This window comes from Acinetobacter sp. MYb191 (assembly GCF_037572605.1).
Classification (GTDB): Bacteria; Pseudomonadota; Gammaproteobacteria; order Pseudomonadales; family Moraxellaceae; genus Acinetobacter; species Acinetobacter johnsonii.
This window is the reverse complement of the sequence record NZ_JBBGZP010000014.1, coordinates 176,466-190,526: the sequence shown is the minus strand read 5'-3', so window position 1 is coordinate 190,526 and position 14,061 is coordinate 176,466. Positions and strand designations below refer to the sequence as shown.

At 41.6% G+C, this 14,061-nt stretch carries 13 protein-coding genes and 1 pseudogene; 6 read left to right on the top strand and 8 right to left on the bottom strand.

Annotated features, from left to right (window positions below):
• From WH214_RS10155 to WH214_RS10135, 5 genes are all read left to right on the top strand, one after another.
• Positions 1-2,309, top strand: a 2,309-nt coding sequence (locus tag WH214_RS10155) for a YadA-like family protein (RefSeq protein ID WP_339993290.1), incomplete at its 5' end; no start/stop codon positions are given.
• 75 nt (positions 2,310-2,384) lie between these two features.
• Positions 2,385-3,182, top strand: coding sequence for a trimeric autotransporter adhesin/peptidogylcan-associated protein TpgA (tpgA, locus tag WH214_RS10150; protein WP_339421284.1), 798 nt, complete (start codon positions 2,385-2,387; stop codon positions 3,180-3,182).
• A gap of 611 nt (positions 3,183-3,793) precedes the next feature.
• Positions 3,794-5,002, top strand: a complete 1,209-nt coding sequence (ubiH, locus tag WH214_RS10145) for a 2-octaprenyl-6-methoxyphenyl hydroxylase (RefSeq protein WP_339421282.1) — start codon at positions 3,794-3,796, stop codon at positions 5,000-5,002.
• Positions 4,999-6,243 carry an FAD-dependent monooxygenase gene (locus WH214_RS10140; protein ID WP_339421280.1) on the top strand — a complete coding sequence of 415 codons (1,245 nt, stop codon included), beginning with the start codon at positions 4,999-5,001 and terminating at the stop codon, positions 6,241-6,243. The genes ubiH and WH214_RS10140 overlap by 4 nt, the downstream gene beginning before the upstream one ends.
• 175 nt (positions 6,244-6,418) lie before the next feature.
• Complete coding sequence (locus WH214_RS10135) at positions 6,419-6,670, top strand: hypothetical protein (protein WP_004694228.1); 252 nt, start codon at positions 6,419-6,421, stop codon at positions 6,668-6,670.
• A gap of 135 nt (positions 6,671-6,805) precedes the next feature.
• Here WH214_RS10135 and WH214_RS10130 read toward each other — a convergent pair whose 3' ends face one another.
• The 5 genes from WH214_RS10130 to WH214_RS10110 all read right to left on the bottom strand — a co-directional run bounded on the left by WH214_RS10130 (position 6,806) and on the right by WH214_RS10110 (position 11,374).
• A complete protein-coding gene (locus WH214_RS10130) occupies positions 6,806-7,462 on the bottom strand; it encodes a DUF2238 domain-containing protein (protein ID WP_339421278.1) in 657 nt (218 codons plus the stop codon).
• Positions 7,463-7,559: 97 nt separating this feature from the next.
• A complete protein-coding gene (gene purB, locus WH214_RS10125) occupies positions 7,560-8,948 on the bottom strand; it encodes an adenylosuccinate lyase (RefSeq protein WP_339421276.1) in 1,389 nt (462 codons plus the stop codon).
• Between the two features lie 57 nt (positions 8,949-9,005).
• Positions 9,006-9,737, bottom strand: a complete 732-nt coding sequence (hflD, locus tag WH214_RS10120; protein ID WP_004980842.1) for a high frequency lysogenization protein HflD — start codon at positions 9,735-9,737, stop codon at positions 9,006-9,008.
• Between the two features lie 13 nt (positions 9,738-9,750).
• On the bottom strand, positions 9,751-10,884 hold the full coding sequence (gene mnmA / locus WH214_RS10115) for a tRNA 2-thiouridine(34) synthase MnmA (protein ID WP_339421274.1): 1,134 nt from the start codon (positions 10,882-10,884) through the stop codon (positions 9,751-9,753).
• A 4-nt stretch (positions 10,885-10,888) separates the two neighbouring features.
• Complete coding sequence (locus tag WH214_RS10110; RefSeq protein WP_339421272.1) at positions 10,889-11,374, bottom strand: NUDIX hydrolase; 486 nt, start codon at positions 11,372-11,374, stop codon at positions 10,889-10,891.
• Between the two features lie 147 nt (positions 11,375-11,521).
• Between WH214_RS10110 and WH214_RS10105 the strand changes: the two are divergent.
• Positions 11,522-11,701: pseudogene (locus WH214_RS10105) on the top strand (LysR substrate-binding domain-containing protein); the annotation flags it as partial.
• A gap of 78 nt (positions 11,702-11,779) precedes the next feature.
• Here WH214_RS10105 and WH214_RS10100 read toward each other — a convergent pair.
• The 3 genes from WH214_RS10100 to WH214_RS10090 all read right to left on the bottom strand — a co-directional run bounded on the left by WH214_RS10100 (position 11,780) and on the right by WH214_RS10090 (position 14,061).
• Positions 11,780-12,316, bottom strand: a complete 537-nt coding sequence (locus WH214_RS10100) for a gamma carbonic anhydrase family protein (RefSeq protein ID WP_339421268.1) — start codon at positions 12,314-12,316, stop codon at positions 11,780-11,782.
• A 92-nt stretch (positions 12,317-12,408) separates the two neighbouring features.
• On the bottom strand, positions 12,409-13,557 hold the full coding sequence (dacC, locus tag WH214_RS10095; protein ID WP_130235016.1) for a D-alanyl-D-alanine carboxypeptidase PBP5/6: 1,149 nt from the start codon (positions 13,555-13,557) through the stop codon (positions 12,409-12,411).
• Between the two features lie 117 nt (positions 13,558-13,674).
• Complete coding sequence (locus WH214_RS10090; RefSeq protein ID WP_004694202.1) at positions 13,675-14,061, bottom strand: MCR_0457 family protein; 387 nt, start codon at positions 14,059-14,061, stop codon at positions 13,675-13,677.

Sequence of the window (14,061 nt, the reverse complement as noted above, 5' to 3'; positions counted from 1 at the left end):
ACATCACGATTACAGATGTCACTAATGCTGATGGCAGCAAAGAATATAAAGTTGCGACGAAGAAAGACGTTAAATTCGATTCAGTCACGCTTGGCGATACGCTCATTAACAATGCTGGCTTAAGCATCAAAGACGGTCCAAGCATTACGGCTCAGGGCATTGATGCAGGTAAAAAGAAAATCACCAATGTTGCCAATGGTGATATTAAGAGTACATCACAAGATGCAGTGAATGGCAGCCAGCTTCACAATACTGCAAACAGCATTAAAAACAGTATTGGTGGTAATACATCACTAAATGCTGATGGTGGTGTAACGACTTCAAATGTGGGTAATACGGGCAAGAACACCATTCATGATGCGATTGACTCAGTTAATAAAGCAGCAGCGGCGGCTAAAACGACTGTGGTTGAAGGCGACAACATCACGGTTACCGATGTCACCAATGCTGATGGTAGCAAAGAATATAAAGTTGCGACGAAGAAAGACGTTAAATTCGATTCAGTCACGCTTGGCGATACGCTCATTAACAATGCTGGCTTAAGCATCAAAGACGGTCCAAGCATTACGGCTCAGGGCATTGATGCAGGTAAAAAGAAAATCATCAATGTTGCCAATGGCGATATCAATGCGTCTTCGAAAGACGCCATCAATGGCAGCCAGCTTCATAATACTGCCAACAGCATTAAAAACAGTATTGGTGGTAATACATCACTAAATGCTGATGGCGGTATAACGACTTCTAATGTTGGTAATACGGGCAAGAACACCATTCATGATGCGATTGACTCAGTTAATAAAGCAGCAGCGGCGGCTAAAACTAGCGTTGTGGAAGGTGATAACATCACGGTTACAGATATTACTAATGCTGATGGTAGCAAAGAATACAAAGTTGCCACGAAAAAAGACGTTAAATTTGACTCAGTAACACTTGGTGATACGCTTATTAACAATGCTGGTTTAAGCATTAAAGACGGTCCAAGCATTACGGCTCAGGGTATTGATGCGGGCAAGAAGAAAATCACCAATGTTGCCAATGGCGATATTAACAGTACATCACAAGATGCAGTGAATGGTAGCCAGCTTCATAATACTGCCAACAGCATTAAAAACAGTATTGGTGGTAATACATCACTAAATGCTGATGGCGGTGTAACGACTTCTAATGTCGGTAATACGGGCAAGAACACCATTCATGATGCGATTGATTCAATTAATACTAAAGTAAACAATGCCAATCAAGGTTGGAATTTAACAGCAAATGGAGAAAATTCAAGTGCTGTTAGACCTAGTGATACTGTTGATTTTACAAACACAGATGGCAACATCCAAGTGAGTAAAAACGGTAATCAAATTAAGATGGATTTAGCTAAAGATCTTAATTTAGGTAAAGATGGCAGTATTCAAACTGGTGATACAACGGTCAATAATGATGGCTTAACCATCAAAGGTGGTCCAAGTGTAACCAAAGATGGTATCGATGCTGGAAGCAAGAAAGTTACAAATGTCGAAGATGGTACGATAGCTAAAGGTTCAAAAGATGCTGTGAACGGTGGTCAGTTACATGATGCGATTAATAACGTGAATAACAATGTAACTAAAGCTAAAACTACAGTTTCAGAAGGCGACAACATTATTGTCAGCCAGTCTACCAATCAAGATGGTAGTACTAACTATAATGTTGCAACCAAGAAAGACGTCAACTTCGACTCTGTAAATACCAACAAAATTAGCGTTGGCGATGTTTCTATAGATAAAGATACAGGCATCAATGCTGGTAATAAGAAGGTGAGTGGAGTTGCTGATGGGTCTATTAGTAAAGATTCAAAAGATGCTATAAATGGATCTCAACTTCATACAAGTAATACTAATATTTATAACCACTTAGGTGGTGGCGCAAACTATGAAACCAATACCGGTCCGACTTATAACGTCGGTGGGGGTTCTCATAATAATGTGGGCGATGCTTTAAGTGCATTGAATAATCGGGACAATCAACTTGATCAAAAAATCACAAATCTAGGTGATCAACTAGAGCAAGTATTTACTAGCACAAATCAACGTATTGATAGTGTAGAAAAACGTGCAAATGCTGGTATTGCTGCTGCTATGGCATTAGAAACGGCTCCTTATGTAGCAGGTAAGTGGACTTATGCAGCCGCTGCAGCTCATCATAGTGGTGAAAATGCGGTAGGTGTGACTTTAAGAAAAACTGCTGATAATGGACGTTGGTCATTAACTGGTGGTATTGCTGCTGCTTCTGAAGGCGATCCGAGTTTCCGTATCGGTGTCAGTGGTGTAATTGATTAATACATAATCGATGAAAACTAAGGAAGGCTGTCTTCAGCTTTCCTTACATATTTAACTTTAGAGATTCAATGATTTATGAAAAAAATTGTTAAAACCATCATCGGTGGTGTATTGCTTGTAACCACAATGTCAATTTATGCTGAGATTGAACCAGTACAAACCCAGCAAGAAGTGGTCTTTCCAGAAATTGAAAATAGTTATTTAGAACAAGTCCAACGTTATGAGTATGCAGATGTAGCGCGTTTAAGTACAGGTTTGACCAAGGATCAATTCCGCCATATTTTAGGAAATCCACATTTTAGTGAAGGTCTTTTCTTTGTTAAAAAATGGAATTATGTTCTAGATATCCGCAAGCCGAACACACAAGATTATAAGCGCTGCCAATTGCGTATCGATTTTGACAAAAAAGGCTTATCTGAACGTTTAAGCTGGAAAGGTGAAGCTTGTGAAGAGCTTATGTTGCGTTCGGAAAATATAGTACCTGTTCCTGAGACCCAAATTGTTGATGAGACAGTTTCACAGCGAAATGCTAATGTCCTTTTTAACTTTGATCGTTTTGATGAGCAAGCCATTATTGAAGGACCTCAAATTCTGAATGGTATAGTTACAAATATCAAAGCTAAGGTATCTCAAAATCCTGTGGTAATTACAGGTTTTACTGACCGTTTAGGTAATGTCGGCTATAACCAGAAACTATCACAAAAACGTGCCTCAACGGTTGCTGATTATTTAGTTAGATCAGGTATATCATCTGAGCGTATTCGTATCGAAGCAAAGGGTGTAACTGAAGAATATCAAAGCTGTGCAGTATCTTCACAGGTGGAAATGGTGCCATGCTTAACACCAAATCGACGTGTGAATATTAGTTGGTAAGCCTTATATAGGACTAGATTTTAATTGAAGAATAGTGATGTTATTAAATTTTTTAATTGAAACCAAGAATTACCCCATCCTGTGATGGGGTAATTTTTTCTAGGCTAATGAATCGCGCTATTCAAAAAACGTACTGAAGAGAACCGCTTTAATATTCTATATAGCTATAAAGTCGCAATTTAGTTACAGGACTATACAGCAAGAGGGCTAGTTTTATTTTGTACTTCTTGAGCAAGAGCTCCACGGAAAATATAGCGGCGGGATTGCATAAAAATTGGAATATAGGTGACTGATAACTCATCTCGTATGGTTAAATTTATGGCTCAAGATTTATGAGCTTTTATTAATATAGAAAACTTATAAAGGCTGGCAGTCTAAACTATCATTAAGTAAGCATCTGAAATATTGATCCAACATCAAATCTCTTGTGCGAAATAAAAGTTTAAGAAACTGTCATCTACATAACTTTGGCAACAGGGCCTTAGGGTGAAAGTACGTAAAAACATCCATTTCATTATAAAAAAGAAAATCTTTGATGTAATATAAATCCATTAAAACTTATAGGTATTTGAAGTTTTTTACTTTAGGTACGCCATAAAAAGGATAGAAGCATGCAACAAGAAGTCATCATAGTCGGTGGTGGTATGGTCGGACTCAGTCTGGCGTTGATGTTAGCCAAACAAAACATTGCGGTGAAACTTTTAGAGGCGATCAAATACCCAAATTATGATGATGTACACCTTGCGCCATACCACTCTAGCTTTGATGCTAGAAACAGCGCCCTGTCTCGTCGTACTGTTCAAATTTACCAAGAACTGGGGCTGTGGAGCACTCTACAAGAACATGCTACGCCTATTTTAGAAGTGAATATTACCGAACAAGGTAGCTTTGGTAAGGCACGTCTTAAAGCAGAACAAGAAAAAGTCGAAAGCTTCGGGCAGGTCATCGAAAACGCATGGCTCGGTCGTGTACTACTGACGGAAGTCCAAAAACAACCGTTCATTGAGCTGATTGATGGTGTACAAGTCACTAAACTGATCCAAGATGCCGATATGGCCTACATAGAAGCCAGTCGTGGAGAAGAACAGTTAACACTCCAAGCGAAAATCGTCATTGCTGCAGATGGACGTGATTCATTCTGCCGTAAAGCCTTAGGAATAGGTGCTTCGGAACATGATTATGACCAAGTCGCTATTGTGACCACGGTACAAACCTCAAAACCGCACAACCATGTGGGTTTTGAGCGTTTTAGTAGCTTAGGGCCATTGGCACTATTACCTCTTCCAGGTGAATGCCGTCGTTCAGTAGTTTGGCCTGTGAAAAAAGGCACAGAAGGTGAATGGTTGGGCGATGAAAATGATCAACATTTCTTAAATGCCTTGCAAGAAACCTATGGCGACCGTGCCGGAAAGTTCCAAAAAACAGGTAAGCGTTTTAGTTTTCCATTATCACAAGTACTGGCAGAAAAGCAGGCTGTAGGACGGGTGGTCTTAATGGGCAATGCTGCGCATACCATTCACCCCGTTGCAGGGCAAGGTTTTAACCTGTGTATGCGAGATGCGCACGTCTTGGTGCGTTATTTAACGGAGCAAATTGCGCAAAATGCCGACTTGGGCGATGCTGAGATGTTACAAGCCTATGAGGCTTCACGTTTGACCGATCAACAACGTGTAATTAAGTTCTGTGATTCGGTGGTACGAGGCTTTAGCAATAGCAATCCAATCTTAAAGTTTATTCGTAATACTGGTTTGGTTGCGTTTGATACGATTCCAGGTATTAAACCGCTCGTTGCCAACTATGCCATGGGGCTAAAAGCATGAGTCATGTTCAAACTGATGTTTTAGATGTCGTGATTATTGGCGGTGGTTTGGTTGGTGGACTGACCGCCTTGCTTTTGGCACAAGGCGGTGTGCAAGCTACCGTACTGGATGCTGCACCTATTTTAGATGAACAAAAGACCTTAGGTGTTGCAAACCCACGTGTTTTGGCACTCAGTCAAGCAACGATACACTTGCTTAAAACCGTTAATGCTTGGGATAAAATTGCCCGTCAGATGCCGTATAGCGGCATGCAGGTGTGGAATAAAAATGGCTATGGTGAAATTAACTTCGGTCATGCGTCCAAGCAGGAACCAAATGGCGAACAAGCCCTAGGTTCTATGGTTGAGCCAAGTTTGCTTAATTTAGCGATTCAACAGCAGATGCTTACTGTACTCAACGATTACCGAACTCAGGTTAAAGTTACCCGCGTCGAAGAAGGTGTTGGGCTATGGTATATCCATTTGGCAGATGGCACGGTGTTGAAAACCAAACTGGTGATTGGTGCAGATGGTGCAAACTCTTTTGTACGGGAACAAGCGTTTATCGATATCGATGTGCTGGACTACAAACAGGCTGGTTTAAGCTGCGCCATTCGTACTGCACAGCCTCATCAACACGTTGCACGTCAGATTTTTTTAGAAACGGGGCCTTTGGCATTTTTACCAATGGCGAGTTTAAAGCCAGAGCAAGCAGGGCATTGGCAGTCTATCGTATGGACGCTCCCCGATGATTATGCAGAAGAATATGCTGCACTTTCAGATGCTGAATTTACCCAGCTATTAACGCGAGAAAGTTATCACATGTTAGGCGAAGTGTTGGAGGCGACACCTCGTGCCACTTTCCCACTCAAAGCACGTACTGCACAGCAATATGTTAAAGCAGGCTTGGCTTTAATTGGTGATGCGGCTCATGTGATTCATCCGTTGGCGGGGCAAGGTGTGAATATTGGTTGTCTTGATGCGGCTGTACTGTGTGATGTATTACTACATGATCTAGCGCGTGGCGTGTGGGCACATGAGCAAACACTGAAGCGTTATGAACACCGCCGTAAAGGACAAAATGATGCCATGATGCATAGCATGTCTGCCATCGGTTGGATGGAAACCACACAACTCTTTCCTGTGGTGTGGGCACGAAACTTTGGTTTGAAACAGGTTGAAAAACTACCTGTATTAAAAGATGCTTTTATGGCACAGGCCAATGGTTTAGGGTTGCTCAAAGAGACGCGTTATGCTGTCTAAGAAAGGAAGTGTTAATTTTTAGCCAGTCGTAAAATAAGATTACGATTTTGATTAAAAAAGATACGATTTTCCATTGAATAAGACTATGCGAAAGGCTGAGAGCTTGTTAAATTTCAACATAATTGGAAACCAGTAATTCATGGGAACCTAAAATGTCATTTGTGGGGAGATTAAGATGACTGATTCAAATGATTATGATGATGTAGAAGACTCAGCAGTCGACGAAGACGAAGCTCAAGCAGCGGAAAAAGGCGCATCAGATTCTTCTGATAATGCTGCAAGCGATGGTGATGTTGCCGAAGCTGAAACACTGACGGTGACTGCAAAATTAAAACAACGCCAAGCACTTGAAGACGAAGTTGCGGCATTCCTTGCTCGCGGTGGCCGAATTACTGAAGTGCCAACAGATGAGTCTGCGAAAGACTAAGAGAGTTAAAAACACCACGCCTGACGTGGTGTTTTTTTTATTGTGTTTTTAAAGCTGATGTACAAGTTACTTATGCTTAAATGAATCCTGTATCGTCACCATTTATTGTGCTAGAGGAATAGCGGATAGAAAGTACTACTTTTTCAATAGACAGGCTATGCCTGTGATGATCGCGCCAACTGTGGCTAAAAGCATGTCTTGATGCGCGTCCCAAATATCACCTTGTTGACCATTGTAGTTTTCAGCATCTTCAGGTGATAAGCCCATCGCAATAAACCATTCAATCCATTCGTAAATGAGGCTACTTGCCATCACAAATTGAATGACCAGCAAGAATAGGGTGAGTTTAGAAAGTTGGGGTAACCACACTTGAAACAGACGATAAAAGAACGGGTAGAGCAGCAGACCGTACGCTAAATGTACAAAGCGATCGTACATATTACGTGTCCAACCTAAACTCTGGTTGAGGTCTAGGTTTAAATATTGGATTGACCATTCATTATAGGGCACATAAGAATATAGATAATGGGCACCGAGTATATGAATCAGCAAAAACCCAATATAAAGCATAAAGCTGATTAAGCTGAGCCCCATTTTATAAAGACAAATGATCAGCGTAACCAACATGAATACGGTTCCGACCTGATGCAAAATATAAGAGCTGAGTTCAAGGGGATGGATCGATGCGAAAGCAATGGCGACAGCGAGTACAATGAGCGCAATCCAATGCGGCTTTTTCAGTTGATAGTCAAAGTGAGCTTTCGTTGTTGTACTTTTCAGGATTGTCATCATTTTTATTGGTTTTTCAATTATGCATATAGGAGATTCTTGTTTGCATTATAGATAAAAAAGCGAAGCCGAAGCTCCGCTTTTTTTCAGTTTCTAAAAATTAGATTTTAGAAATTAAGTCAGCAACTTGTTTTGCTTGTTCAGCTGCGTTACCTGTATAGCTTGCAGGTGTCATTTCCGCTAAACGTGCGCGGTCGGCAGCAGGGACAGCTTCAAGTTCATTACCATTGACGAAGTCAACCATCATGTCACGCGTCATGGCTTGACCACGAGTTAATGCTTTTAATTTTTCGTATGGTTTTTCAACGTTGTAACGACGCATAACGGTTTGAATTGGTTCAGCTAAAACTTCTTGCGCATTGTTCAAGTCTTCATCAATACGTGCAGCGTTGAGTTCAAGTTTACCAATGCCTTTTGAACAAGCTTCAAAAGCGATCAAGCTTTGTGCAAAACCAACACCCATGTTACGTAGTACAGTTGAGTCTGTTAGGTCACGCTGCCAGCGAGAAATAGGAAGTTTTTCGCCAAGGTGTGCCAGTACTGCATTGGCTAAGCCCAAGTTACCTTCTGAGTTTTCAAAGTCAATAGGATTCACTTTGTGTGGCATCGTTGAAGAACCCACTTCACCTTCTTTGAGTTTTTGCTTGAAGAAACCAAGCGAGATATAACCCCAAACGTCACGGTTAAAGTCGATCAAAATCGTATTGAAACGACGTAAAGCATCAAACAGTTCCGCCATATAGTCGTGCGGTTCAATTTGAGTGGTGTACGGGTTAAAGCTTAAACCTAAAGACTCAACGAATGCTTGTGAGTGTGCAGGCCAGTTGATGTCTGGGTAAGCAGAAAGGTGAGCGTTATAGTTACCTACCGCACCATTAATTTTGCCTAAAAGCTCAACTTGTTTGAATTGTTTGATTTGGCGCGCAAGACGATAAGCTACGTTTGCCATTTCTTTACCCAAAGTGGTTGGGCTTGCCGTCTGACCATGTGTACGAGACAACATAGGTTGGTCAGCATGCTTTTCAGACAATGCCACGATTGAGTCAATGATTTGCTGCATAGATGCAATCAATACATCACGACCACTTTTCAGCATTAATGCATGAGACAAGTTGTTGATGTCTTCAGACGTACATGCAAAGTGAATGAATTCACCCGCATTTTTAAGCTCTTCGATGCCTTCAATTTTTTCTTTCAGGAAGTACTCAACGGCTTTAACGTCATGGTTCGTGGTACGTTCGATGTCTTTAATACGGTTGGCGTCGTTTTCAGAAAAGTCAGCAACAATTGCATCAAGTGCAGCATTGGTCGCAGCACTGAAAGCAGGCACTTCAGTGATTTCTGGACGGTTTGCAAGCGCTTGTAACCAACGCACTTCAACAGTCACACGAGCATGGATTAAACCAAACTCAGAGAGGAAAGGACGAAGCGCATCACATTTGCTAGCGTAGCGTCCATCTAATGGAGAAAGTGCGGTTAAAGCGTTCATAGCGATTCCTTAAACTTTGGAATTAAACGTAAAACTAAAAAGCCCGTCGATCATGTGTTAAATCACCTGATACTGTAAACGAGCGAGATCTTGAATATCTTTAAGCAACTTGCGTTTGCTAAACACCATGCCCCATGAACTTCCACCGAGCTGACGCCATAAATGTGCCATTTGTAAGCCAGTAAAGAGGGAAGCTCGAATGCGGTTGGTATGCGATGAGTCTTTAAATGCTTCTGCATTTCCTCGCACCATAATGCGTGGGTTAATTTGCCCAGCAGTGTCGACATAGGTTTGTGCGAGGTTGGCAATGATGCTTGGGTGTAAATAGTTGTTATCGAAAAAAGAAAGCTGTCTTAATATTTTTTGTTGGGACTGTTCAATAATTTCAACGAATTTGGGGTTGCTATACACTTTCTTTTCTAGTTGTAAGAGTGCCATGGCATAGGTCATGGGAAGTTTAGCAGTAGATAATTTGGGAATTCGAGTTTTGGGTGAGGTGTTAAAGGGTTGGGTAATGCTACTTTCTAAAGTTTTTAGTCCTAAGGATATGTCCGCCAGTTGATGAAAGAAGTCTAAAGTTTGTCCGCTTTGGTTGCCCTTTGGTCGGATATTTAAACTGGCTTTAATCAACTGCTCTAAATAGAAGTTACCGCTTTCCCCAATGCTTTGTTGACCGCTCAAGGCGGTCATATGCGTTAGTTGCGCGGACTGAAAAACAGCCGCCAACGCCAAAGCTCGGTTTTGACGTTCGTTCAAAGTTTGAGGCTGTTGAAACGGTAACTCAGCCATGTCTTAAAATCCTTTAAATAAAATCAGGTTTAGGAGCATTGGTATGATGAATCACGCCACCGCCTAAACAAACTTCACCTGAGTAGAATACGACACTCTGACCCGGAGTTACGGCACGTTGGGGTTCATCGAACTCAACACGTACGCCACTTGGGGTAGTCGGATCATTAAAGATCACACAATCTTGGTCATCTTGGCGATAGCGCGTCCGTGAGGTGCAACGGAAACCTGTTTCAGGAATCTGCATTTCACCTGCGACCCAGTCAATCGTTTCACTCCAAAGTGTAGTACTTTGCATGAGTGGATGTTCATGACCTTGACCAATCACCAAACGGTTGTTTTCAATATCTTTGTGTAGAACGAACCATGCGCCTTCAGCCACACCTTTCAAACCACCAATACCAATACCACCGCGTTGACCGAGCGTATAGTACATTAAGCCGTGATGTTCACCAACCTCTTTGCCATCATCTAAGACGATTTTTCCAGCTTGTGCAGGCAAGTATTGTTTTAAGAAGTCATTAAAACGACGTTCACCAATAAAACAGATGCCCGTTGAGTCTTTTTTCTTCGCCGTGACTAAGTCATATTGTTCCGCAATTTTACGTACTTCAGGCTTTTCAATTTCCCCTACAGGGAACAACGTCTTATTAATTTCACGGCCATGCACAGCATGTAAGAAATAGGTCTGGTCTTTGTTTTTATCTAAACCACGCAGTAAAGGTGCGTATTCCTCACCTTTAGAGTTGGTCATAGTTTCGCCGCGACGTGCATAGTGACCAGTCGCAATAAAGTCTGCGCCCAGTTGCATAGCATGATCTAAGAACGCACGGAATTTGATTTCTTTATTACATAAAATATCTGGGTTTGGAGTACGGCCTGCAGCATATTCCGCTAAGAAATGCTCAAATACACGATCCCAATATTCCATAGCAAAGTTAGCGGTGTGTAGCTTAATCCCTAGTTTGTCACAGACCGCTTGAGCATCGGCTAAGTCTTCCATAGCCGTGCAGTATTCCGTGCCGTCGTCTTCTTCCCAGTTCTTCATGAAAAGACCTTCAACTTGATAACCTTGTTGAAGAAGAAGAGCAGCAGAAACAGAAGAATCTACACCACCCGACATACCGACGATGACACGTTGTTGCATAGGACTAGGCATCCAAACTTGAAATAAGGGGAGAATTTTGGTGCTCATAAACGAGCGATAAAGGATATTTTTGACCCGCAAGTGCGTCTTGAACCGCTTTAATCACCAATGGACTACGTGCACGGGCCGTTTCGAGTAGTTCATCCAAAGTCATCCATACTGCACCCACGATACCTGTATCGAGTTCGGCCGTTGGATGGTGATGAAATGACTGCGCTAAAAAGCAGAAACGATAATACGTGCGGTCTGGAAACATGGGCGGTGTATAGGTATAAATGCCCAATAACGCATCTATAGACACTTCATGTCCAGTTTCTTCTATAGTTTCACGAATGGCAGCTTCGATGAGAGTTTCACCTGATTCAACATGGCCTGCAGGCTGGTTAAATACAGTGTGTGTCACACCTGCAGTATGCTCTTCTACAAATAGAAATTTTCCGTCTTTTTCAACAACAGTTGCGACGGTGACGTGAGCTGTCCAAGCGGTCATGTAAAAGCACCATGGGGTAAAAGGAGTATTCTACAAAATTTAGGCGGTGGTGGCTATGTTATGAATATAAAATTAGTAGCTTAGTTCCAAGCTTTAGGTATTGTCTTCATCCGCTAGGATATGTAGGTATTGTGGTGGGCGTGGACTGCCAAGTTACCAGAACTGATTATTCATAATGATTTAAAAGTAAGGCGTTTGGTCAAAGTGATTCCAAACTGGGAGCCAAAACCCGAACTGATTCATCTGGCTTATACCTCGCGACGTGGCTTATTACCATCGGTAAAAGCCTTAATTGATTTTTTAGTGACCGAGTTTGATAAGTATTAATCCGAGGATTCAGCATTTTTAAAGGTAATGCTTGTTATTTGAGCTGATATTAAAAGGGGAGCAAAATGCTCCCAATGATTATGACTCTAAATAATGCCCCGATACTTTGACATAGTTTTGTGCTGAATATGGTAAGAATGCCAACTCTTTTTCTGTCAGAGGGCGAACTTTTTTGGCAGGACTACCGACATATAAATAGCCACTTTCAAGCACTTTACCTGGGGGAACCAGTGTTCCTGCACCAATCATGACATCGTCAGGAATGATGACATCGTCCAAAACAATGCTATTGATACCAATCAAAACACGGTTGCCGATGGTGCAGCCATGTAAGGTGACATGGTGACCAATGGTAACATCTTCACCAATCACTAAAGGCGAGCCATTTGGTTTATCTGCTTTTTTATGACTAACATGCAGCATTGCATGGTCTTGTACATTTGAGTTTTTACCAATCCGAATATGGTTTACATCACCACGAATCACGGCAAAAGGCCATACAGAAACATTTTCAGCCAAGATGACATCACCAATCACTACCGCCATTTCATCGATATAGCAGTTGTTGCCAAGCTGTGGAGTGCTGTTCAAATAGGGGCGAATATTTTTAGCCATATTGGTGTACTGCCTTTGCGTAGGTGCCCATTATAAAATAAAAAAGCACCCAGACTGAGGTGTGGATGCTTTAACTTAAGTCTAAGTGTTGCTTAGAATAAGTTTGAGAAGAATTGTTTGATGTGGTCAAGCATACGTGCAAAGAAACCTGCTTCTTCAACATCTTTTAGCGCAACAAGTGGTTTTTCAGCAATCACTTTACCATCAAGGCTTGCTACATACTTACCAACCACTTGACCTTTTTTCAACGGTGCAGTCAGTTTCGGTTGAACCACCAGTTGTGTTTTGATTGCGTTGGCTTGGCCTTTCGGCATCGTTACGTTGAAGGTTTCAGCTAAACCAATTTGTACGTCATTTTCTTTACCAAACCACACTTTTGATTTTGCTAAAACTTGGTTCGCAGCTTGAACATTTTTAGTTTCAAAGTTTGCATAACCCCACGCTAAAATTTCACGTGTTTGCGTTGCGCGTTCTTGCATGCTTGGCGCACCAAAAATCACAGAAATCAAACGCATTGGGCCACGTTTAGCCGAAGTTGTTAAGCAGTAACCCGCTTCGTCAGTATGACCAGTTTTTAAACCATCCACACTTGGGTCAGTATAAAGCAGGGCATTACGGTTGCCTTGTTTGATACCGTTAAAGGTAAATTCTTTTTCAGAATAAATCGGATAATATTTTGAACTGTCGTGAATGATGTGCTGTGCAAGCGTTGCCATGTCTTTAGCGGTCGAGTAGTGACCTTCAGCAGGCATACCTGTTGAGTTCATGAAGCTGGTATTGGTCATGCCGATACGTTTTGCTTCAGTGTTCATCATGTGAACGAAAGTACCTTCGTTCCCAGCAATGTGCTCAGCCATAGCCTTAGATGCATCATTACCCGATTGGATGATAATGCCGCGTAACATCTCTAATGCAGTCGCAGTACCATTTAATGGCACATACATACATGATTCCGAACTACTACCACGACACCAAGCAGACTCGTTCATCCGAACTTTTTCATCTTCGGTTAGCTCACCCGCCAACAACTTTTGCTCAATAATGAAACTCGTCATCATTTTTGTCATTGACGCTGGTGCTAATTTTTCATTTTCATTTTTAGATGCGAGGATTTGCCCAGTCTCATAATCCATCAGCACATATGATTTATTATTTAGTTCTGGTGGTGAGGATAAGACAGTTGCTGCAAATGAAATGCTTGGTACGAGTAATGCCGCAGCAAGGGCGCTTTTTTGAATCATTCTAAGGGGTTCCGATTTCTTTAGTATAAGCACGAGAGCTTTGCATTTTAGGACAAAGTTCTGCCGACTTCTACGGGAGAAATCGGCTTATTTCAAAGATATTGTAACCAATTGGTATTATTTGCTGTAAGTGCTCAATTCTTTACAAATTTCTTGGTTTTTCGCTTTACCTGCTTTTTTCGCATCGGCTTGAGCTTCGGCTAAAATAGGCTTAAATTTTTTCTCTTTGCTGAGGCTTTTAAGGTATTCAGTCGGGTTTTTCTGTTGCGGTAGATACTCTTTGGCCAAAGTATTGTAGCCATTTTCAAACTGACTCTGGTCTGAAACGAGACTTGGACAAACTTCTGATAGGACATAGATTGCAGCCAACTCTTGCTGCGTCACTTGTTGCAGTGGAGTCACTTCAATATTTTCGTCTTTATTGGCTGCATGAGCCGAACCAATGGCAATCAAAGAAGAACCACAAACTGCCAAAATCACTTTTTTCATTACATTCAAATTCAT

Bases quoted from the DNA above. Each gene is read 5' to 3' on its own strand.
- tpgA (WP_339421284.1), top strand. From the start codon at position 2,385: ATGAAAAAAATTGTTAAAACCATCATCGGTGGTGTATTGCTTGTAACC.
- ubiH (WP_339421282.1), top strand. From the start codon at position 3,794: ATGCAACAAGAAGTCATCATAGTCGGTGGTGGTATGGTCGGACTCAGT.
- WH214_RS10140 (WP_339421280.1), top strand. From the start codon at position 4,999: ATGAGTCATGTTCAAACTGATGTTTTAGATGTCGTGATTATTGGCGGT.
- WH214_RS10135 (WP_004694228.1), top strand. From the start codon at position 6,419: ATGACTGATTCAAATGATTATGATGATGTAGAAGACTCAGCAGTCGAC.
- WH214_RS10130 (WP_339421278.1), bottom strand. From the start codon at position 7,462: ATGATGACAATCCTGAAAAGTACAACAACGAAAGCTCACTTTGACTAT.
- purB (WP_339421276.1), bottom strand. From the start codon at position 8,948: ATGAACGCTTTAACCGCACTTTCTCCATTAGATGGACGCTACGCTAGC.
- hflD (WP_004980842.1), bottom strand. From the start codon at position 9,737: ATGGCTGAGTTACCGTTTCAACAGCCTCAAACTTTGAACGAACGTCAA.
- mnmA (WP_339421274.1), bottom strand. From the start codon at position 10,884: ATGCAACAACGTGTCATCGTCGGTATGTCGGGTGGTGTAGATTCTTCT.
- WH214_RS10110 (WP_339421272.1), bottom strand. From the start codon at position 11,374: ATGACCGCTTGGACAGCTCACGTCACCGTCGCAACTGTTGTTGAAAAA.
- WH214_RS10100 (WP_339421268.1), bottom strand. From the start codon at position 12,316: ATGGCTAAAAATATTCGCCCCTATTTGAACAGCACTCCACAGCTTGGC.
- dacC (WP_130235016.1), bottom strand. From the start codon at position 13,557: ATGATTCAAAAAAGCGCCCTTGCTGCGGCATTACTCGTACCAAGCATT.
- WH214_RS10090 (WP_004694202.1), bottom strand. From the start codon at position 14,061: ATGAATTTGAATGTAATGAAAAAAGTGATTTTGGCAGTTTGTGGTTCT.